Source organism: Streptomyces sp. BK340, from assembly GCF_007827595.1.
Lineage (GTDB): Bacteria > Actinomycetota > Actinomycetes > Streptomycetales > Streptomycetaceae > Streptomyces.
On sequence record NZ_VISR01000016.1, the window covers coordinates 15,223 to 37,448 of the forward strand.

Sequence of the window (22,226 nt, forward strand, 5' to 3'; positions counted from 1 at the left end):
CAGAGCCCCGGGGGCAGAATCGGTGCAGCTACTTTGGCGTACGGTTGCGAGTCGCATCCCTCGCGCGCGGCGGTGCTCCTCTCAGGAGCGGTGGGGTACAGCAAGCACACACGACGCTGGCCGGATCTGTGGACTATTCGTGGACAAGCGCGCCGCTAGCAGCGAGTTAAGAACACTGTGACCCGCGCTCGCGTCTGAGACGGAAGCCCTCTCCGGAACTGTCGCAGCAGTGCAGGGCAGTAGATCGAACCCGTCGGCCGGCGAAACCGCGTGTCTGCCGTGGACAGGCTGATCAGCACCTCGAGGTCCGGAGCGGCGGGGACAGATCCCGCCTGACGGTGACCGAAGATCGCTGTTTTGCGGCCCCACAGCATGCGCTACGGGGCCGCAGGATAGTCACCTGGGCCGTCGGACCTCCGTCAGAACGTCGTCCAGCAGTCCTCTCACGTCGCTTCCGCCCAGGACCAACTGTCGATCCAGCAGCCGGTTTCCGGTCTCGCAGGAAGTCTCACTCACCAAGGAGCACCCGTGGCAGGCCGAGAGGTTCAGCTGTGAGGCTCCCTGACGGTCGCTTTCGATGCAGACCGGGTCGTTGGAGCAGAAGTCCGCGTCGTCCAGAGCTGCCACCAGGAGTGGGATCAGCTTCTTGGGATCCCCGAGCCTAACGAGACCTCCGAGAGTGCCCTGGGCGTCTCCTGCCGCGGTATAGATCAGGATCCCGGCGGTCTTGTCCGTGCGGTCGGAGTTCGCGTAGATCCTTTCCTGCAGCGAGGCAGACGCGTAGCCGCTGGCGAACGCCAGTCGCCGGATGAGCAGGTGGGCCAGCGTGTGCAGGGCGATGTACCTGGGTTCCGGCACATCGAGGCGGCCGGCCCAAGGAGAGTCGGCCCTCCGCGTCTTGAGGATGCCGGCGCGTGCCTGCACCTCCGGCTGTGCCTCCCATGCGGCGAGCTTCGCCTCGTCGAACCGCAGGAAGATTCCTTCCCCGAACAGTTCGATCGCCGGGTAGGTGGGCCGATAAGACTTGTCAGCCCCCAGATCGGCGTTGATCAGTGCCGCTTCCGCGTCATGGCGTCGGAACCCCCGCAGGGCACGGACCTCCCGTACCCGGCGTACCTGTCCGATGCCGCTGATCTTGGCGAGCAGGCTCTGCGGTCCCGCGAGCCCTTCGAGGCTTCTCCCGTCGACGACGAAGTCGCTTCCCGTGCGGTCGCGCCCTTCGTCGAGTTTCTTCAGGAACGCCGCCCACTCACCGTCCTTCAGGTCCAGCAGCAGCTCACTCGCGGGGTTTTCCTCCCCCGCCGCGACACCGAGAACGGTTTCCGCCGTCACTCCGATATCGTCGGCGATCAGCTGCGCCAACACTTCCGACTGGGGCCCGCCGTTGTCAGTCACGACTTTCCCGAAGAGCATGTGACCACGGATCTTGTCGGCCGTCTCCGCGGACTGCGGGCGTTCCTCCGGGATGTCGAGAGCCGAGATTCTCTCGACGATGTAGTTGCCCGTGGCACCACGCTGCACCGCAACCAGCTCGTACGGGCAAGGATTCTTGACGGAGGCCTCCGGCTCCCAGGGCTGCCGTCCCGCGCAACGAATCCCGTCGCGGTGCAGGGCCCCCTTCGTCACAAGTTCAGCGAGACTGCGCTCATTCCCGCACCCGTGGCACTTCACCACCAGGGCCGCGAGGCCTTCGCCACGAGTGGCCAGCTTGCGGAACCTGAGCGCCTTGTAGTCACGGCAGAAGCGGACCGCTTCATTCAGGCTCGCCGCGCGCCCACGATGTGCCCACTGGAACCAGTTGATGTCCTGTATGTGGCTGCCTTTTTCGCAGACGGCAACATATCGCATCGGTACGAGCGCGCCGCCGCAGTCGCAGGTGTTGCTCCACTTGCCCTTTTTCCTACCGGTCAGCTTCGAGAGCTTGTCGCAGCGTTCGCAGAACCGCCAAGCGGGAAAGCGCCAGTACGGCAGCGCAGGGGTTTCCTTTGCGGCCCGGCCCGCGTGCGCCGGCGGTTGTCTCAAGACACCGGCACCGAGGCGGGCCATCAGACGCTCACAGCTGATCTCATGGGCGAACTTCTTGTCCCACCAGGACGTGTCCGGCGCCATGAGCGACTCGCCTCGCACGTCGACGATCGCTCCCACACCGAACGGTGAGATCGTCTCGGAGAGGCGCAGGTCATGCCTGATCTTCTCCATGGTGCACCTCCTCCTGCGGTTCTTGGACCTCGACCGCCACGTTGGGCTCCACGGACCTCATCGAGTCTGCGACGAGCCACCCTTCGCCGGGCTGGCCGAACTTCTTCAACAAAGCTGCCTGGTCTTTCTTCGTCCGCTGGTAGTACAGAGGCTCGCCCGACTCCCGCGCCTGGCTTGCCCGTCGGTCCCAGTCCCTCAGGAGGCTCCATACGGCGGAGCGTGTTTCCGGGGCTTCGAGGCCGTCGGCGCGCGTCACGTAGCCGAGGAACCGTTCCACGAGTCGATCAACCGCTTCGCGGATCCTGTCGTCCCCGAGGTCGAACCGACCCGCCGCTTCGTTTGGGGCGAGAGCGGTGAACGACTGCCGCAGCAGTGCCACGAGCGCGCCGGCGAGCGATCGCTCGCGCGAGGCCAACGACCACGGCGTGACGCTCGTGGGCTCCACGCTCCGGTAGAGGGCCTCGTGGTAGCCACGGAAGGTCTCGAAGTGCGACCGATCACGGGCCCTTCCCGACCGGAACAGCGTGACGACGACGCCCTTCGTGTCTCCACGTCCGACACGGCTCGTGGCCTGGATGTACTCGGCCGTGGTCTTCGGCTGTCCCACCATGAGCATCAGCGCGAGCCGCGGGATGTCGATGCCCACGGAGAGCATGTTCGACGAGAGGACCACGTCGACGGCCTCCGGCGACTCGTCGGCCCTGACCCTGAGCGCGCGAAGATCGTTCGGCAGTTCCTCGGCTCCGCGACGGCTCGTCAGTTCCAGGACCTTCCCCGCCCTGACGGGCCGCAACGGGAAGCCGAGCCTCTCGGCTCGGGGCTCCAGACGACCGTTGACGTCATCGACGACCAGCGTCCCTGTACGCCCGAGCTCACGAAGACTGTTGTGGTACATGACCAGCGTCCAGTACGCGTCCCGTGACGCGGCGGACGGGGCGCGGGCGGCCAGCGCCTCCGGCATCTCCACCATGGGGGTGACAGCTGCGATGACGGCCGACGGCTGCGAGACCGACTGCGGCATCAGGCCGACGTAAAGACGTCCTTCTCCGCTCTCCACCGGGCGGGAGAAGAAGGTCCGGTCGTCGTCGAGTCCCGATGGCGGATACAGGGCGACCTCACGCCCGTACAGTCCCTCCACCTGTTCCTCGGACGCGCGGATGGTGGCTGTCGAGGCCACGACCTTGGGACTGGAGCCCGACCGGCTCAGCAGGAGCTGGATCACCGCGTCGAAGACGGCGACGGTGGTTCCGAGCGGCCCCGAGAGCAGGTGCAGCTCGTCCTGGATGATCATGGATGGTTGCCTGAAGGTGGTCCCGAGACCGAGCAGCCTGCCCGCTTCCGGCTTGAACTGCAGACGCGCGAACTTGTCGACGGTGGCCAGGAGGATCGTGGGCGGTTCCTTGTACAGCACCTCGTCGACGACCGCGAGCGGAAGCTCGCCTGCGAAGTCGCACGACGGGTCGACACAGTGGAGCACGACGTCCACGCCCTCCAGACGCATGCCGTAGTCCTCTGGCTTGTCGCTCCTGAGCTTCGGCACCAAGGGCGTCAGACACCATGGGCAGCTCTCGACCTGGAATTCGTTCGCCTCTTCCGGGCGCGCGGCCTTCTGAAGCCGTTTGAGTGCTTCACGCGCCTCTACTCGCGTGCCGGGGGTGACTTCGTTGCCCACCCACAGACCGATCAAGAACGGCGCCATCCCCTTTGCCCGGTCGTCCGTGGCCCGCAGCCGCTCCATCGCGCAGACCAGTGCCGCGGCCCGTTGGAACTGTTGAGAGGTCAGGAGACGCAGGGTGTAGCGGGTGATGACGGCGGTTCCCCCGCCGGCCGTGCCGTGTGCGAGCCGTCGGCGGAACACCTCGATCGCGGCGAGACCCAGGTATGCCTCGGTCTTGCCGCCACCGGTCGGGAACCAGATGAGGTCGACGAGGTCCCGATCCTTGTGCCCCTCATCGATGGTGGAGGCCAGCGACACGAGTAGGAAGCCGAGCTGGAAGGGTCGCCACCGCGGCTCCGGCACCTGCTCCTCCGGTTTCCCGCGGTTGATGGACGCCTGCCGCATCTGAAGACGCATGGCGGTCATGCCGAGTGAGAAGGCCGTTCGAAGGTCCTGTTGTCCCGGCGCCCGGAGGAGGTCTATGCCTTCCCTCATCCTGTCGACGGCGTCCTGCGAACGCTCGGCGATGCGGACGGCCACGGCCCTGTCGTCGCTGAAAGCCTCCGCCCGTTCCATCTGGCGGGAGGCCCAGCCGGCGAACGCCTCGAGGAAGGCGTCCAACGACCGAAGGACCGCATCGGGATCCTTGTCGATCTGCTGGAGGTGCCCCAGCTCCAAGGCCTCGGCCTCGGCCGTCCCTTCGTCGAACCCCGTGGTCTCGACGGCGGGCACCACGAAGGCCGGCACGGGCTCGAGGAAGACCTTGGCACAACGGCCCTCCGCGAACTCCCAGTCCGCGGCCATTCCGTGCCCGACCGCGTAAACCTTCCGGTTTCGATAGCGCAGGCGCAGCTCGGCGGCTTCCGGGTCGGTGTCGATCGAGCGCGTCGTGTCGTACTCCCGGATCTCCGCCCCGGCGGAGGGAGCGGCGGCCAGGTGGACCTGGAACACCGTCCGAGGGATGTCGTGTCGGTCGTCGCCTGTTGATTCGGTCAGGACCCGTACGTGGACGGTGACCAACGAGTCGCCCTGGAAGTCGCGCCACCGCGACCCGATCTCGACCGAGACTCCACCCACGGAAAGGCGCTCGGGCCCCTTGTCCCGCCGGAGGTCGAGGCCGTCGACGGAGAACGGGGTACGCCGCCACCTGGGCGGCCCGTCTCCCTCGACAGCGGCGTACGTACCGCACGAGAAGTCGACGTCGACGGAGTCGCCGTCGGTGACGAAGGAGAGCGCGACGGATGAGGGCTTCCAGTCCTCGGCCAGAGGGACACCGGCCCCGCTCTCCTCGACATCACCATCGGGGATATCCGCCGATACCTCTTCGTCCGTGTTCTCGTCGCCGTGAGAGCCTCGTGCCTCGGCTTCGACAGGGAACAGCATGCCGACGGCGTACTGCCGGTGAGGCAGGTTCGCCGTGACCTCCTCGTCTCCGGCCTCGGGCCCCACGTAGGAGGCTCGGAGGTGGTGAAGGGCCTCCTTCTGGGCTGCTGTGAGGTTCACTTCCCAACCTGCTTTCGAAGAAGATCCTGGAGCCGCTTCTTGTCGTGCTTGGACGCGACCACGTGGAGCGTGACCCGCGCCCGTGTGACGGCCACGTAGAAAGCGGCGAGTCCCCGGTCGTTGTACTCCTGGGGCAGGTCGCAGACGATGACGTGCTCTGCCTCCAGCCCCTTGGCGTAGCGGGGGTTGGTCACAAGGAATCCGGCCTCGCTCCTGCGCGGCTCGGCATCCTCGGACACACTGATGATCCAGACGTCCTGTCGGCGGGCCCCGTTCGCGACGAGGTCGCGAGCCACGGTCTCGGCCGCGGAGACGCCGGCCGTCCCGTCGGACCACCGCCATTCCACTCGGTCGCCATGGACGATGCCCGGGTCCCCGACGTCGGCGCCGAGGTACTCCTGCACGACGTGGACGATCGCACGGGTGTTGCGCACGTTCCGGTCCAGGTCGTACTGGAGCGCCTCCTGCTGGACCAACTCGCAGACCTCCGGGTCGAACTCGCCGTCGACGCGTGCCTGGTTGTTGGGGTCGAGGAACATCCTCCACCGGCCGCCTTCTCGACCCCCGCGGATCACGGCGTCCAAGGCATCCATGCCTCCGGCGTTCATGAGGTCCTGTGCCTCGTCGACGAAGACGACGTCGTACTGCTTGTCACCGGACAGGTCCGCGAACGGAAGGAGATCGATCTCTCTGCCCTCGATCCGCGGGCCGAAGAAGTCGACCAGGGCGGGCGAGTGAAAGGTGATGAGCACCGACTTCCCTTCGCCCGCCTCCTGCTTCGCGCCCTCCGCCAGCACCAGGGATTTCCCGGTGCCCGCGCCACCGAAGACGAGCATCCTCGGGTTCCGGGAGAGCGCGGCCAAGACCCTGGCCTGGCCCTCGGTCGCTCGATTCTGCTCCTCCAGCACGGCGCCCCGCTGCGCGTCGATGACGGGCATCCTGGTGAACTCACCGAAGAGGCGCGCCCGGAGCGTCTCGGACCGGGCGACTCTGATTCCGTGGGGAGCGGTCCTCGCTTCGGCGGCGACCTTCTCGAAGGCTTCGGTCAGTGCGGCAATGCTCATCTGCTCCTTGGCCCACCAATGGCTCCCCTTCCATTCGACGGCTGCCGGAGGCGCGTCGATGTCGGGGGTGAGGGCAACGGCCTCGGTCGCGAACCAACCGACGCCTTCCTCCTGGAGGATGTCGCGCAGCGCGTACATCGCCGACTGCGCCTGGTCCATCGGCGACTCGCGCAACTTCTTCCAGTCACCGTGGCGGTCGATGGAGTACCAGACGCCGTCGTACTTCCTGACGCCCCCGCCCTTGACCTCGACGATGATGACTACGCCGTTCCAGAGCACGACGAAGTCCGCTTCCCCCTGCTGCTTGACCGCGTGGCTCCGCAGCTTCACGGAGTGGAAGGCGACGGCGTCGGGGGGACCGTCGATCGCTCGCAGCAGTCGGGCCACCCGCCGTTCGGCGTTGCTGGTGGTGGTCGCCTCGATGTCGGCGAAATCCGGTATGAGGATCATGATCCCTGCTTTCGCCAGAGGCCCTCGTAGGCACGGAATCCGAGGAAGTCGTTGACCGCACCGAAGTTGTCGGCGACGTCCACGATGAGGCACTCCTCCTTGCCGCCGTTCTCAGGACCACGTAGACCGCGGCCGGCCATCTGGATGTAGGCGCTGGGACTGAACGTGGGCCTCGCGATGTACAGCGCCCGGACGCCGGGCGCGTCGAATCCCTGGATCAGCAGGTCGCAGTTGGCCAGAACCCTGATCTCGTTCCTCTTGAATCTCTCGATGACGTCACGGCGCGTCTGCCGTCCGGTCTGGCCGCTGACCGCCTCGGCCGCGACCTTCCGGTAACGCAGTGTCGCGGCGAGGACCTGGGCGGACAGGACGTTCGGCGTGAACACGAGGATCGGCCATTCCGGATCCCGCTTCAGGATGTCGTCCACGAGGATCTTCATGCGGGCGTGGTTCCGGCCGATGCGGTCGAGGACCTGGGGTTCGAGTTTGCGCAGGGACCGTACCTGTGCGAGCTCGTCCGGCGCCAGCGGGACCTTCACGCCGTCCAGCACTTCGTGTCGGACCCTGGCGAGAACACCTCTCTTCGACAGCTCCGGGTAGGCGTTGCCGTCGAAGGCGCTCATCTTGTGGTGACCGAAGCGGGCCGCCAGTTCCTTCGTCGGCTCGGTGACGTCGCCGCTGCCCTTGAACGGCGTCGCCGAGATGCCCACCAGAGGCCGTTCCCAGCTACGACCGTCGACTCCGAGCCACCTGAGGATCTTCGTGTACATCTTCGACCCGCCGGCCCGGTGCGCCTCGTCGATGAACACCGCGGAGGCCCTGCTCAGCCAGTCGTACTCAGGAGTGTCGGCCACTCGGTCGAGCTTGGCGTCGGTGGCCACGACCACACTGAACTCGGTGTCGGGTTCGTGGACGACGTTGGTGTTCCAGAGCCGGCCGATCGTCAACGGACGCTCGTCCCCGAGCCAACGCCAGACGGTGCCGAACGTCTGCACAGCCTGCTCGCAGAGCTCCTCCGACTGCGCGATCCAGAGCACGGTTCCGCTCATCTCGCCGTCGACGAACAGCCGCAGCACGGTTTCGGTGGCCACCCGGGTCTTCCCGGCTCCCGTCGGAAGTTCCACCATGCCCTTGAGCGCACGACCGTCCCGTCCCCGGGACGTCAGGACCTCCTGCAATTCCTCCCTGATCTTCTCCTGAAAGTCATGCAGGGGCTTGAGCTTCACGGCACCGGGCACGACGAACTCATCGTCCTGGTGTCGGGTGCGACGCCCGGCGTACTTGGCACCGAACCCCATCTTCCGAAGCCAGGCGACGGTCGATGCTCCCCCCGCCCATGTCGTGGGGACGTCCGTGTACCCCTCGGCGCTGAACTCCTCCGCGAGAAGCTTGATCGAGTCGCTGCCATAGACGGTCAGGAACAGCTCGGCGACGGACGTGGAGCCGTTCACCAGGCCCTGGCCCTTGAGTGCCTGCCAGAGTCCCTTCGGCAGGTTCTCCTTCAGCGTGTCGTCACCGAAGTAGATCGCCAGCCGTTCCGCGTCACTCGACGCGGCCCGGGCGTCCTGCCGTTGCGTTTCGAGATGTTGGTCGACCCGTGCCTGGAGGATGTCGCTCAGCTCGGCGTTCGACAGGCGCAGGTCGAATGCCTCGTTGACGATCTGTAGGACACGCTGTTCGTCCAGGTCCGCTTGAACCACGAGGGTCAGTCCTTGGAGGTGCCATTCGAGCGACTGGTCCTCGACACCATCTTCCGTGGTCGCGCGCTTCGTGATCTGGACGGCCTTCGCCACGGTCGCGTTCATGACCTTGTCCTCGACGAACGTCGAACGCAGTCCGGTGTACAGGTCGAGGACGCGCTCCTCGACCTGCCGACCGTCGACCAGCAGCGAGAAGGTGAAACTGTCCTCGAATCGACGGCATCCGACTATTTCGACGAACTGCTCTGCCTCATCCTGATCAACTTTGAGGTACGGCTTTTGCTTGGAAGTGAGGAACACGCGTTCCTCCTCGGTCGTCGCCAAATACACCGCATCGGGCCGCCTCGTCTCGATGATGCGTCCCACCCGGGCAGGGATCAGTACCGGATGCCCGCCCGGGTAAGCCAACCTACTTGCGGTGAGGACGAATCCCGTCAGCGCCGGATTGCTGATGGGTGAGGTGACCTCCGTCTGGAGGGCTTCACGCAGTACCTCCGAAGGAACCTCACTCAAATCCTTGGGCAGCGACAGAGCGTCCTCAACGTGGCGCAGTCCTCGGAAGAGAGGCAGTAGGGCCTCATACTCGACGAGCGACGCGGAGACTACACGGTCGGGAGTCCGGTAACCGCGAGCCGACTTGAGCAGGCCGGCTCGGCCAGCCGCCCATCGAACAGGGGAAAGAACCCGGTGGCTGAGCCCCGTGTCGATGTCCGTGCAGAGCCAGTGACCTGCCTGGTCGAGTCTGAGCAGTCCTTCCGTCCACCGCTCGCGTACGAGTTCGGACGCGCCCGCGTCCTCCAACATCAGGAGTACCGAGAATGGACCGGGACCGTCCCCCCTGTCGAACTCCACCTGCTCGACGGGGCGTTCTCCGGGCCCGAGCCTCCGATTCACCTCGTCCAGCACGTACTGGCAGTAGTCATCGAAGTGGACCTCGTCCTCGAGCGAGTACGAGCCGACCGGCTCGGTGATGACGCCTGCGGCGTGTGCGAGCTGGGGAACACACTTCGTCCGGTCCAGAACTCGATCGGGTGCGCTGTCGCCAAGACCGTCGATGTCCAGCACGTACGTGGGTGGAGCCCAACCACCGTCGCGTGTCGGTACCTTGAGAGCACCTGCCTTGTTGCCCGCCACGACCTTCTGTGCCTGTGCCATGGGCACATCGGTGGCAGCGTCCCAGAACTTCGGGAGTTCGTCGTCCTCGGCCTCGGGCGACAGCCTGGCCATCCTGGCCTCGAACATCGAGAGAGGATCGAGGTCCCGGAAGCCTCTGTCCCCGAGCTTCTTTTCGACGCCGGGAACAGCCAGGAAGTCCGGATCGACGAAGCACGCTCCTTCGATGTCGACATCCTCGGCACGATGGAGGAAGACCCGGTCACGGTCCTTGATGGACAACATGCCGCCGGTCGTCGGTATGACCTTCGCGGGACCGAAGCCGTTGGGATTGCGCAGCACGAAATCGAGCGCCTTCGCTGCAGAGGCCACATCCGGCCCCTCCGCCCACTCACGCAGCCAAGACAGGACACCTCTCTTGGAGATCTTCTCCAACGCCTTCAAATCATCTCTGGGGCGTGAGTCGGCGAAGCCGGTCGAGACGCTGCACACGTAGAGCGCCCTCAAGCGAGTCACACGCTGCTGACCGTTGGCGTAACAACGCCAGTGCGGCACGGCGTCGTCGGTGTGGGGCGATTTGATCCACTCTTCGTGGTCACGTTCGGACGCCTCACTGACGCCGAAGTCGAGGGGACGGAGCTCTAGCGGCGTGCGTAGCACGCCGGTCGCGTCGGGGATCAGAGCCTTCTCACAGCCGAGCTGCGGAACATGGGCGCAGAGAATTTCGTCGCCGAAGGAATGGGTCTCACGGCCACGCGCCGGCATGTAGTCCAGGTGTGCTGCCGGATCGTCGACGGACGAGACCTTCGGCAGCATGTCCAGGAACATCCCCGAGAGAGTCACGAGGATCTCTCGGTTATACGTGTTCGAAAGCAGGGTGGTGCGGTCGTCGTTGACGCTCCAGGGGGCGTTGAAAAGGGCGGATGCCGAAGTCCTGTCCTGGAGCGGGAAATACGACCAGAACTCGCCCGTCCTCAGATGTGCGAAGCGTGCCGGCATCGCGACCGTGACCTTCATTCGGTCACGAGACACCGCTTCGCCGACTTCGATCCGAGCCTCGGGACTGGGTGCATGCATTCGGTTGTCGACGTACCACTCTTCGTGGTCACCGTCTGGACGCTCGATCCGAAACCTGCCGTCGCCCAGCTCCCGCGACACATGACTCGTGACGAAGTTCGCGTCGGCTCCGATTACCCGGAGCCGGATCTCACGCACCGAGTTGACGAAGAGGAGGAACTCGGATCGGAATTCCTCGATCTCCTTCTTGAGATTTTCCAGCCTCGTCGCATGCGGCAATCTGACTATCGTCACCGCCCACTCCGCCAGCTCGGCCAGGATCGCGTCCTTGACGAACTCGGCCTCCGCGTCGATCCGGGTCAGGGTCCTCAGAACCGGGAGTCTCTTGGAGGCGGGCGCGATCGTCGCGATCGCCGCCTTCGCCTTCGACGAGTTGAACTCGAAGGCGACCGATCGGCTGAACACCTGTGGAGTGTCGGTGACCGCGAGCACCGACTTGAAACCGAGCCCGAACCGCCCGATCTCGTCGCCTCGTTTACCACTGAGATGCGCATGGGCGAGCGTGGTGAGGCCGCTTCGGGAGAACGGACGGCCAGCGTTCGCGCAGTACAGTGTCTGGCGGTCAAGGTCGAGGACGATCTCGACCCGCCCCGCTCCTTCCTCGTGTTCGGCGGCCCCCGACATGGCGTCAGCCGCGTTCTGCACGAGTTCCAGAAGCGTGCGGTTCGAGTAGCCCCCGACCCGGATGGACTCCTCCTGGTTGGCGTGCTCCGTGATCAGGTTCGGATTCGCACGATACGAATCAATCGCCCGCCCGAAGAGGTCATCAACCTCGCGAACCAACCCGGCGTCGGGGACCCAATCGGCACGTTTGTTCATCACGACTACACCGCCTCAACTGCTGTCACCACGACGCAGGCTGACAGCCCTGCATCTACGTGGCTCCTGAACTACGATCGCCCTGTTTTTCACTCATGCGTAAATCGCACACTGCCGGACCTGCTGCGGACAGTAAGAACAGCCACCCGATCAGGTCGGTTGTTGTGGCCTTGGCGGACGAGCCGTGGTCATCCGGCGTTCGAACGCCCAACTTGCGGCGGATCGGCGGAGTTAGGGCCCTAACTTTCTCTGCAACCAGCGCATCCCGATGCCAGCGATCGGGGCTGCAGGCTGGCATCGCACATTCGTTGGCGGGATCAGCCGGGCGTATCCCTGCCCCAACGCACCGATGTTCAGGTTGGACCCAGATCTGAAGCCGCTGAGGCACGGCCGACTGCCCTGAAAGCGGAAGCCTTCGACATCGACCCTGGGTGCACCGCGCTGCGGGAGTGGCCCTGCCAGCCCCAGCGGGGTGCAGCCGGGTCTCCTCGTGTGTGACTGCGGGATCAATGAAGCGCCCGAGCCCCCCGCCTGGCCCCCCGCCAGGCATGCTCAACAACCCTCACAAGTCCCCCTTATTCATGGAGCTTAAGCGTTCAACAAAACGTCACGACAGGGAACCCCTGTTACCGATTCGCAATCTACGTGCGACATGCGGTGCGCTACGACAGAGATGTCACGCCATCAGGAAGTTTGCCTGCCAGGCAAAATGCCTCACACCCGGAGCCGCCTCGACCGACCCAACCGGCCGCCTCAACAGCGACCGCTTCCCAGCGCCACACCTCGGTGGCGCATGAATCGATCTTCACAAATCCACGCGTTTGTGCGCTGTTCAAGCTTTCAGGAACCGCTCAGGAAGCGGAAGCAGTTTTGCCGAATCGGCTCAGACCAGTGGGGCACACCACCAAGGCAGTGCGCCCCTTGTGCGCCCCCCGTTCCCACCCACCGGATCACGGAACGACTCACGGCATGCGGCATAGCGAAGAGCATCGCGCTCGCTGCGGCACGGGGGCAGTCTCCCGGTCGACCTGGGTCTCGTAGCGGGCGGCGCGCTCGCCGTGCCAGGACTCGGGACTCAAAGCCGTCAGCGGCTGGTCGCGGGCCACCGGGCGACGGGGGCACAGACGGCCTAAGGCCGCCAAGGCGGGACGGGCCGCTCATGTCGGGGTGGGGGCAGCGAGAAGACGAACGGGCCGCACCGGCGAACGTTTGCTGTGGACAGGCTGTGGACGAACTTCGCCTCGGCGAGCCCGTAAAGGGGCCTGACCTGCGCAGACGTAGTGGTTCTCAACGCCCTCCGGAGCCGTGTGCGCAGGTTCGAATCCTGCCGGGGGCACTCGCCTAGGAACAGCAGAAATCAAGCGCTGAACAGGGCGGATGCCGACAGAAGAGGGCGGGAGTCAGTCTCACTGACTCCCGCCCTCTCTCGTTGTCTCTCGGTGGTCGCGACGCCGTCAGTGCTGCAGGATGCCGTGCCAATCGTGATGAGAGTGACGCGATGGGTGAGGGGTTCACGGCCTTGATCGCCGGGGCATTTGGGTGGCTTGGTGCTTTCGCTGCAGCTTGAGGTGCCATGTGGGGCGCTTGCAAAGGTGCTGCTATCGCCCTCGGAACCGCTCCTGTGCAGGATGCGTTGCCTCGCGCAGTGGGTTCAAGACCTTCTCAGGCCTGGCTAGTGATGACCTGGACATGCCGAACGAACTCTGGGGGCAGGTTCTCGGGCATCGTAAGGTGCACCCGCACCTCTGCGGCGATGGCATTGCCCGTGAGCGACGCCTCCGCATAACACGTAACCTGCGCATCCCTCAGAGGAGCCAGAAGAGCTGCAAATTTAGCCGATGTCTGTTTGGACAGCCCACCAATTTCCACATCACCGATTCGCGCGACCACAATCTGTGTCGTGGAGCGAGGCCCCGCACGCTCCACCAAGTGCAGACTCGCGTATGCGAGTGCCTTGCCGGGAAGATAAGCCTTGGCTAGCAGCCCAGCGAGCACTTCTGGGTGATCTATCTTGACCTGATATGAGCGTCCCACGGGAACGATTACGTGGGGGACGGAGGTGTCAGGTGAGACGATTGGAAGGAGTTCGCCAGACCTGGCCAGATCTAGTGACACGCTCGCAAACACTTCGCGGCGGCTCTCGCGCCGCCACCACAGCCGGGCACGACACATCGCGGGCCGTCCCCAACTCTCCACAGCCTTCAGCTCGGGCTGGTAAAGCGGCGCATCCTCCCGGGGCAGATGGCCAACAACCCCTTCGTCGATGAGGACTTGGACAGCATTGCTGTCGTGCCGATTAGACGGCTCCCGGCGCAACTCGGCGAACACCTCACGCTCACCTTCTCCTTCACGGCCAGCCACCCTGCTCAGATGCGCGCCGTAGAAAGATTCACCGACAACCTCTTGCGGAAAATACGCGCTTCCCGAGCCGCGAAGCACCAGCGGCCCCTGGGGCATGGGGTGGGCGTGCGAACGACTTCCTTGTCCAGTTCCAGGCGTGACAGGCCCCTCCACCATGCCCACATTGTGTGGTCGCAACGACTCATGGGAGATATTCGCCTGCAGTTCGGCGTGCAGCGCTTCGAACCCTGGTTGTTGCTCGCGAGTGAAGTGCAGTTGATACCTTTGACCACCGCGAGTCCAGATCTCAAGGCGACCCCTCATCACGAGTCCGGCATTCTTCAACCGTATCGAGGCGATGCCAGAGACAGGAACGACAAGATCACTCGCGCCAAGCGTCGCTCCAGCAAAGAAGTTGGTCGGCTGCACTCGTACACATATTCCATCGCAGTGCACATTGATTCCGTCCCCCTCCACGCTTGCCCCTCCCGGTGTTATCAAGGCCTGTGCATGAGATGGACGCTGACGACGCAGTCGCCAGCAGAGATCCGCCGCGTTTGCGGCAGGATACTTGTCCACCAACGCTGTTGCGAGACGCTTTGCTTGCTGGGCGCCAGGACACCGAGGCACCCCATCCCTCTCCACTTGGTCGAACTAGGGATGGCCTCCCTTCGGCCTGAGCGGCCCCTAAGCTTGCGAGGCAGACACGACAGACGGGCGGCCCGCCTCGTAAGGGCTCACGTGCGTACGGCCACCCGGCTTGACGACGAGCGCTACAGGGAGCGTCCGGACAGGTTCCCGGCTGAATCTCCCTCTTCCTCCAGCACCTTTGTGATCTGCGCGTTGGCGGCTTCCTCGTGGCCGTCGATGCAGCCGTGATACCGGCGGTGGATCACTTCGGGGGAGTTGCCGACCCTGCGGGCCACTTCGGCGATAGGCACCCCGGCGTTCAGCCAGCGGGTTATGCAGGCGTGGCGCAGGTCGTACGGGCGGCCGGCCAACGGCGAGTCGACGCGCGCCGGGGGTAGCGCGTACGGCGCGCTTCCTCCCACACCCGCCAGTAGGTGGATGAGCCGACCACTCCCCCCCACGCTCGTTGCCGAACACGCGGCCCTCCCTCGCCGTCCCGAACTCCTCCAGGTGCGCCTGCAAGATGGCGACCAGTACGGGCGGGATGGGGACCGGTCGGTCGGTGGACGCTTCCCGCGCCTTCAGCCCCCTGCGGTCGTGCCGCTCCCCCCGAGTCCGTCCACTGCTTGCCGGAGACAGGGCGTGTCTCCCGCAGCGTCAGCGTGCCCCACCCCGTCTCAGGTAGGTGGCAGTCCGACAGCCGTAGACCGACCGCCTGAGCAGGTCGGAGCCCTGCGAAATACAGGACGGCGTAAAGGCCACCAGGCGCCGCCCACGGCAGCGGTCCCATGATCCGACGTAGGAGACGGCGGTTAGCAACTGCTGGCCCTGCACGGCGTTCACGAGAACGCGCCGGTCCACCACGTCATTCGAGCCGACGTGCATCCGACGCACGCGCGTAAGCGGGTTCTCCGGAAGCTCTCCCGCGACCACGGCGTGTTCCAGGGCTGTGTTCAGGGCACGGCGGCGCCGTTTGTACGTGTCGCCCGCGGCTGGGGTGCCGTCCAGCTTGTAGCTGAGGCGGTACACCACATCCTCGAACAGCTCGGCATCGGCAAGGTCGCCCAACGGCCGGCCGGTCGGTCGGTCGCAGGTCCACGGGCACGGGCTCTTACCTTCGGTATCCGGTCACGCCGGCCCAACGGCTTTCCGGCCGCCGCTACGCAGGATCGCACCCCACCGGCCCGCACTGCGGGCCGGCTCCGGGCCCGAGGCTCGGGCTCTGTCGATGCCGCGCCACTGCTTCAATCGGTTCCCTCGTGAGTCTTGCCAGGTATTCGAACGACGAGGAGGGCGACATCGTCACTGCCGGGTGGCTGGACGCGGCGAAGGAGTTGGTCGGTGAAGGAGGCCACCGGCCGGTGCGCGAGGGCAGCGGCGTGTTGCCGGAGCCGGTTGAGGCCGTCATCGAGGGTATGACCGGGCGCCTCGATGAGGCCGTCGGTATACAGCAGCAGAGTGGACCCGGGCGGCAGCACGACGGTGGCATCGGAGCGGGAAGTGCAGACTCCGGTTCCCAGCAGCAGGCCGTGACCAGCGGTGAGGTAGTGGGCCAGGCCGTCGCGGGTGATGAGCAGGGGCGGGGGGTGGCCTGCGTTGGTCCAGGACATCTGCCAGTCCCCGTCGTCTGTTTCGGTCACCCGGGCAAAGACGAGGGTGGCCATGGTGACGTCGGTGATGGGCATCATCGCCTCATCGAGCCGCTCGACGACCCGGCTGGGGGGTTCTTGCTGGGACCAGCCGTACGCGCGGAGCATGTTGCGCAGCTGGGCCATACCGGCCGCGGCCTCCAGGTCGTGCCCGACGACGTCGCCGACCGCCAAGGCGGTGGCGCCGTCCGCAAGAGTGAAGGCGTCGTACCAGTCGCCGCCGACCTGCGAGGCGTCGGGGGCGGCCAGGTAGCGGACAGTCATCTCCAGGCCAGGAACGCGTGGCATCTGCGGCAGCAGATGATTTTGCATGGTCTCGGCGACCTTACGCTGGCGCTGGTAGAGCCGAGCGTTGTCCAGGGCAATGCCGGCTCGGCGAGCGATTTCCTCCAGCAGGGTGAGGTCGGCCCCGGTGAAGTTCCCCGGCTTCCTGGCGCGGCCCAAGGTGAGGGCCCCAAGGACATCGCGGGTGCCGCGCAGGGACACGATTGCCGCGGAGTGCATGCCAGTGGCCTCAAACAGCCGGCGCTGCTCCGCTGCGATCCCGGAATCCGGAGCACCCTGGTAGGTCTCGGGTCCGGCCAGGGCAGAGGCGACGCCGCGCAGAGCCCGGGACAGGGGCATCGGGGACTCTGCCGGGACCGGCGGCATAGGCCCCTGCAAGTCCTCGTGCTGCACCAGGGTGTTCCCGTCAGCCTGGAACACGGCGGTTCGCCACACCTCGTCGCGTTCGGTGATCAGGTCGATGACGACCCAGTCCGCCAGTCGGGGCAGAACCAGGGAAACCAATCGGTCCAGGGCTTCTTTCACAACAAATGTGGACGTCAGCTGGCTGGTGGTTTCAGCCAGCAAGGCCAGCCGTTCGAATTCGCTGAGCCGATCGTCGGCCTGTTCCGGGCGCGCACCAGCGTCGTGGGCTTGCTCTGACGCGTGGAAGATCACGAGTGTTCCGGCATCCCGGCCGCCGGTGCCCCAGGGCGCAATGAGCCACGAAATGGGCAGGAGGGTGCCGTCGGCACGCGCGAAGTAGTCCTTATCGGCCTGGGCCGGGCGCCGGGCATGGAACGCCTGCCGCATCCTGCACTGGCTGGTAGGGAGCGACTGGCCCTGTGGCCCGCGGTGCAGCAGCTCGTGGGCATCCTGTCCGACGAGCTCTTCGGCGGAACGACCCAGCAGACGCTCGGCAAGGCTGTTGACGGCGACTATGCGGCCCTGCTCATCAACGACGTAGGTGGCAGCACCGATGGCCTCCAGTGCATCCGTGAGCCGGACATCAGGTACACCACTCGACTTCCTGAAATCGGTCTCGGTGGCTTCCGGCTCCTTCATTTCCGCGCCTCCTGGAGATCGGGCTTCCGTCCGCTCGCGCGGCCGTTGCGCGAGGTCACCGCGTCTCTACTTATATGCCCACCGCCGGGATAACCAGATCTGTTTCCAGCTTCCCCTGCGCAGCACCCTGAGGTGGACGTCGTCCGGTCTCATCGCCCACGTCAGCTGTCGATCACCCATCGGCCGATTGTCATGCAAAGGGATAAAAGGCGGTGATGTGGGGACCCGCAAGGGGGGAAACCCTACGTCCCCGAGGAGCGTGTTCGCATGTCAACAGGAACACTTCTGGCGATCATCATTCCGGTCGTGGTGCTGCTCGCTCTGGCCGCCGTAGCGGTCTCACTCGTGATGCGAAGGCGTCACCTCCGTGAGCGCTTCGGCCCGGAGTACGAACGCACCGTCGAGGGATCCGACGGCCGGCTTGCCGCTGAGCGCGAGCTCAGGGAGCGCGAGAAACGACACGATTCACTCGACATCAAACCGCTTCCGTCGGTGTCGCGAAACCGCTACGCACAGGAGTGGAGCAGCGTGCAGGAGGAATTCGTGGACCGGCCGGAGGAGGCGGTGCACGACGCGGACCGGCTCGTGACCTCGTTGATGCACGACCGCGGCTACCCGACCGAAGGGTTTGACCAGCAGATGAAGGACCTCTCGGTGGAGCACGGGCGCACCCTTGAGCACTACCGTGCCGCGCACGACGTGGAGGCCCTCAGCGGCCGCAGCCAGGCGACGACCGAGCAACTGAGGGGTGCAATGGTGCACTACCGCGCCCTGTTCAACGAGTTGCTCTCCGATGGCGGCCAGGCCCATGCGGCCCGTCCCTGACGCCGACTCCGACTCGGATTGGAGGAACCCCATGCGTGACAACGAGGAGAGGGACCGCACCGCAGGCGGTCTGACCACCGAGGACCTCGCACAGCCCTCCGGCGCCACAACGCAGACGCCGGAAGAAACAGAGGAAGCATCATCGAGGGCGGCGATCTACCCCGGTGAAGCCACCCCGACTGCACAGAACCCGACCGACGAGGCCGGCGGGTCCCCTGCTGGGGACGGCGCCCGAGCCGGTGCGGCGGGCAGTCCGCGGACCCCGGATACCTCGGACGCCTCGGACGCCTCGGACGATGAGGCTCCGCAGCTCCTGACGGACGACGAGGACCAGGCCTTCCGCGGCCGCTGGCAGAAGATCCAGAACAGGTTCGTGGACGATCCCCGGGAGGCCGTACACGATGCGGACGCCCTCGTCGCAGACGTGATGCAGACGCTGGCCACCACCTTCGCCCAGCACAAGAAGGAGCTGGAGGAACAGTGGGGCCAGGGAGAGCAGGTAGAGACAGAGGAACTGCGCAGGGCTCTACGTCGCTACCGCTCCTTCTTCAACCGTCTACTCAGTGCGTAAGCCCCTGTGCATGAGCAGCCCGGACCACAAAGGGCAGCCGTCGGTCCGGGCCCACCTCACGGTTGATCGCGAGCGCCCCTCGCCCTGGCGGATGCTCCGGTTCACGACCGCTACGAGTCGCGCACGGCAGGCAGAGGATCACGAGGGCGATGCCTGCCGAGGGCTCCGGACTCTCAGGGCCGGGCTGCCGATGACCACGAGCGCTGTCCCCGCGTGCTCGACCGCGAACATGCAGGCACGGGGGACACCGGATATCCCCGGCTGATGGTCCCCACCGCCGACCTCACATCATCACCGGTGCCGCTGCCGCCACTGGTCATCCCAGGAAGAGACGGTGAGCCAGGAGGACACCGCCTGCTCAGGGTTTTTTCCCCGTCTCAAGGGCACCCGGGTCTCAAGGGCACCCGGCCAGTGAGCGCGGAGGTATCGAGATGAGTACCGGAGAGAAAGCCAAGGCAAAGGCCGAGCAGGTGGTAGGAAAAACTGTGCGAAAGGTGGCCCACGCCGTGCACAAGGAAACCCTCGCGGCAAAGGGTGCCGCCCTCGAAGCACGGGGCAGGATGCGGGGCACGAAGGAGAGGGCCAAGGATTCGTTCAAGCACTGACAGCGTCCTGGTGACCCTGCCCAGGGCAGCGCAACAGAGGCGGTTCGCGTCCTCGTGCGGTGGGCGCCCGGCACACCTCCGACACGGTCTGTGCCGCCGGCCCCCTCTGACACGGACAAGCGCTGTGGACGGGATCCTGGGGCATCAGCACGGGTGAAGCCCGGAAACGGGCGAGGCCTCTGGCATGGGGCGGCCCGTACAACCAGCGCGGCAGCCGGTGAGTCTCATCTCGTGACGGGGTGGGGAGGCGCACATGGACGAGCGCGAGTCCGTGCCGGGCGATGGCCGGGACCAGTACGGCTCTCCCCTCGGGTGGAGGGCGCTCGCGGTCGTCGTGGGCGTCGTGGTGTGGCTGGCGTTCGGGCCGCTGGGGCCCCTGTGGCTCTATGTTCTCGGCTGGGCGGTGGCACTGGCCGCAATGGACGGTGTCTCCAGGCTGGTACGCCGCCAGGGCTGGGCCGTTCCTTCGCCGGGCCGCCTCGTGGCCGGGCTGCTGCGGCTCGGGCCGGAATCGTGGCTGGTGGCCCCCCGCTGGGGCAGAGCCCGACTGGCCGCCGGCGGCTTTCTGGTGTTCGCCACCATCGCCGGAGTCATGGGGTGGGAAGCCGGTCAGGAGTACCAGGTGCTGGCGAACCTCCGGGACCAGGGCCACAGGACCGACGCGACCGTCGTCGAGATCACCGGCCGGTCGGAGGAAGGCCGGGCGACCTCCGTGACCGTGCGCTTCGACACGCCGGCCGGTCCCGTGAGTGCGGATGTCGACGTCACGCCCAGCTCAGGAAACGATGCGAGGCCGGGAGCGCGCATACCCGTCGCATACAACCCGGTGCGCCCTACCGAGGTCCGCCACGTCGCCTACCTCGACGGACGCGACGCCGACGGAATTCGGCAAGGGGCGATCGTGATCGGGCTGCTCGCGGCGGCTTTTCTGGTGGGCACTGCCAGGGAAGTGCTCCGTACGAAGGGACAAGCGGAATCGGGCAGGACGCCGGGCGGCCACCACCCCAGGACCTGAACGACCCGACGCAACTCGTGATCACGCCTCAACGCCCCGAGTTACCGCTTGCTACCCAACTCCAGGGGTTTTCTGGCCGAGTTCACGCGATACCGGCGAGAGGGGCGCTGGGTTGCCAGGAAACCGGCAGGACCACGTCGACGCCGTCACGGCGGGCCAGGGGCAGCAGTCGGCTCATTGTGGTGCCGAGGTCGTCCAGCAGGTAGGGCATCGGGCGCAGTGGCCGGTCCAGGCCGAGGAAGAAGTCGTCCCAGTGCACCAGGATGACCCGCCTGGCCCCGGTCGCGACCACGACCTCGTCCCAGTAGGTGTGGAGGAACTCGGCGGGCTGTCCGCCCAGCATGCCTACGCCCAGGTAGATGACGTCGGCGTGGTGACCGCGCAGCGCGCCCGGCCGGTAGTTGGCGCTGGCTTGCAGCAGTACGCGGCCGTGGGGGTGGGTGATGAGCACGGAGTAGGCGGTGCCGGTCTTCCAGGCACCGGCGCGGGCCGGCGGGACCAAGGGCTCGTCGACGGTGCCTGGGTAGTGGTCGCCCGGGCTGTGCACGGAGTCCAGAAAGGTCAGCGTGAAGCTGCCGTAGGTGACGGTGTCGCCGTGGCCGACCACCCGCAGGGACGACTCGGGGACCTCAAGGCCCCGCCCGATGTTGGCGGTGGACTCCGACCCGACCAGTTCGGCGCCGGTCTCCAGAGCCCACACCGGTGCGTCGAGGGCGTGGTCGTAGTGGGAATGCGCACAGACCACGGCGGCGAGGGTGTCCACGCGCAGCCGCTCGGCGGCGGCACGGACCAGCGCACGGTCCGGGGCGATCTTGCCCATTCCCACTCGCAGCATCCCTGGGCGGGTGATGAAACCGTCGCTGAGCAACGAGGTCCGTCCGTCCGTCAGCAGCACTGAACTGGTGCCGAGGAAGTGAGCGGTCAGCCCCTCGCGGTGCGTTGCAGCGCGCTGCTGGTAGGGCAGGTAGGGCCGCAGGCTCGGGCGACCGATCGGCACCTTCATACGAGCATCCTCGAGGCTTGGTGGCAGGGGTGCCAGCTCAAGACCTCGTGTGGTCTCTCACAACGGCCCATTCCGCAACCTGGACCACGTTTTTCACACGCTCTTCGACGACTTCTGTGACGCCGACGAGCCCGACCGATACCTCGGCGTCAGCCTGAGAATGGAGGAAGAGGTCGCTCTGATGCGTGAGTTGGGCGTCGCGCTCGACGCCCCCATGGCAGCGTTGAGTGCATGGCCGATGTGTCTTACGGGTGAATCCAGCCGTGCCTTGATTGGCAGCCGGCGTGACAGCGGGAAGGTCATTCTGCACGGCACGCCGGACACGTCACGGGCAGGGAGCGCCCCTATGCCGAAGTTCCTCATCCAGGCCACCTACACGCCCGCGGGTGCGAAGGGCTTGCTCAAGGAAGGTGCAAGTGGCCGCCGCGCCGCCGTCGACCACGTCGTCGCCGGCCTGGGCGGGACCGTCGAGGCCATGTACTTCTCCTTCGGGGAGGACGACCTGGTGTGCATTCTCGACTTCCCCGACCCGGTCTCCATGGCCGCCGCCAGTCTCAGCGTCAAGGCCAGCGGCGCGATCCGCACCCGGGCCACTCCCCTCCTCACCCTCGACGAGATCGACGAGGCTGCCCGCCGCCAGGTCGACTTCCGCCCTCCCGGCGCGTAAGCCGAGATCG

At 66.2% G+C, this 22,226-nt stretch carries 14 protein-coding genes; 5 read left to right on the plus strand and 9 right to left on the minus strand.

Translation table 11 applies throughout. The features are described from left to right. Window positions 1–396: 396 nt before the first annotated feature. The 8 genes from drmB to FB157_RS25870 all read right to left on the minus strand — a co-directional run bounded on the left by drmB (window position 397) and on the right by FB157_RS25870 (window position 17,530). On the minus strand, window positions 397–2,199 hold the full coding sequence (drmB, locus tag FB157_RS25840) for a DUF1998 domain-containing protein (RefSeq protein ID WP_145883041.1): 1,803 nt from the start codon (window positions 2,197–2,199) through the stop codon (window positions 397–399). Continuing rightward, window positions 2,180–5,359 (minus strand): helicase-related protein, encoded by a 3,180-nt coding sequence (locus FB157_RS25845; protein WP_145883042.1) that lies wholly within the window; start codon window positions 5,357–5,359, stop codon window positions 2,180–2,182. Before FB157_RS25845 ends, drmB begins: the two co-directional genes overlap by 20 nt. After that, the gene (locus FB157_RS25850) at window positions 5,356–6,873 is read right to left on the minus strand and encodes a nuclease-related domain-containing DEAD/DEAH box helicase (protein ID WP_145883043.1); all 1,518 of its coding nucleotides are present in this window, start codon (window positions 6,871–6,873) and stop codon (window positions 5,356–5,358) included. Before FB157_RS25850 ends, FB157_RS25845 begins: the two co-directional genes overlap by 4 nt. Then, a complete protein-coding gene (locus FB157_RS25855; protein ID WP_145883195.1) occupies window positions 6,870–11,582 on the minus strand; it encodes a DEAD/DEAH box helicase in 4,713 nt (1,570 codons plus the stop codon). The genes FB157_RS25850 and FB157_RS25855 overlap by 4 nt, the downstream gene beginning before the upstream one ends. 1,662 nt (window positions 11,583–13,244) lie before the next feature. After that, window positions 13,245–14,351 carry an HIRAN domain-containing protein gene (locus tag FB157_RS25860; protein ID WP_145883044.1) on the minus strand — a complete coding sequence of 369 codons (1,107 nt, stop codon included), beginning with the start codon at window positions 14,349–14,351 and terminating at the stop codon, window positions 13,245–13,247. Between the two features lie 344 nt (window positions 14,352–14,695). Then, the gene (locus FB157_RS49465; RefSeq protein ID WP_315903839.1) at window positions 14,696–14,974 is read right to left on the minus strand and encodes a hypothetical protein; all 279 of its coding nucleotides are present in this window, start codon (window positions 14,972–14,974) and stop codon (window positions 14,696–14,698) included. A gap of 235 nt (window positions 14,975–15,209) precedes the next feature. Next, entirely contained in the window at window positions 15,210–15,620 is a 411-nt protein-coding gene (locus FB157_RS49470) for a hypothetical protein (RefSeq protein ID WP_315903840.1), read from the minus strand. Between the two features lie 176 nt (window positions 15,621–15,796). Continuing rightward, window positions 15,797–17,530 carry a SpoIIE family protein phosphatase gene (locus FB157_RS25870; protein ID WP_145883045.1) on the minus strand — a complete coding sequence of 578 codons (1,734 nt, stop codon included), beginning with the start codon at window positions 17,528–17,530 and terminating at the stop codon, window positions 15,797–15,799. Between the two features lie 267 nt (window positions 17,531–17,797). Between FB157_RS25870 and FB157_RS25875 the strand changes: the two genes are divergently transcribed. The 4 genes from FB157_RS25875 to FB157_RS25885 all read left to right on the plus strand — a co-directional run bounded on the left by FB157_RS25875 (window position 17,798) and on the right by FB157_RS25885 (window position 20,546). Next, the gene (locus FB157_RS25875; protein WP_145883046.1) at window positions 17,798–18,355 is read left to right on the plus strand and encodes a hypothetical protein; all 558 of its coding nucleotides are present in this window, start codon (window positions 17,798–17,800) and stop codon (window positions 18,353–18,355) included. Between the two features lie 31 nt (window positions 18,356–18,386). Beyond that, on the plus strand, window positions 18,387–18,926 hold the full coding sequence (locus FB157_RS25880; protein WP_145883047.1) for a hypothetical protein: 540 nt from the start codon (window positions 18,387–18,389) through the stop codon (window positions 18,924–18,926). A 431-nt stretch (window positions 18,927–19,357) separates the two neighbouring features. Continuing rightward, window positions 19,358–19,531 carry a hypothetical protein gene (locus FB157_RS47450; protein ID WP_186581678.1) on the plus strand — a complete coding sequence of 58 codons (174 nt, stop codon included), beginning with the start codon at window positions 19,358–19,360 and terminating at the stop codon, window positions 19,529–19,531. Between the two features lie 253 nt (window positions 19,532–19,784). Further along, the gene (locus FB157_RS25885; RefSeq protein ID WP_145883048.1) at window positions 19,785–20,546 is read left to right on the plus strand and encodes a DUF3592 domain-containing protein; all 762 of its coding nucleotides are present in this window, start codon (window positions 19,785–19,787) and stop codon (window positions 20,544–20,546) included. Window positions 20,547–20,628: 82 nt separating this feature from the next. Here FB157_RS25885 and FB157_RS25890 read toward each other — a convergent pair whose 3' ends face one another. Continuing rightward, window positions 20,629–21,549: an MBL fold metallo-hydrolase gene (locus FB157_RS25890; protein ID WP_222440960.1), complete on the minus strand. Its 921-nt coding sequence runs from the start codon at window positions 21,547–21,549 to the stop codon at window positions 20,629–20,631. Between the two features lie 346 nt (window positions 21,550–21,895). On the opposite strand from FB157_RS25890, the gene FB157_RS25895 reads away from it, so the two are divergent. Continuing rightward, window positions 21,896–22,216, plus strand: coding sequence for a GYD domain-containing protein (locus FB157_RS25895; protein ID WP_145883197.1), 321 nt, complete (start codon window positions 21,896–21,898; stop codon window positions 22,214–22,216). The last annotated feature ends 10 nt before the right edge of the window (window positions 22,217–22,226 follow it).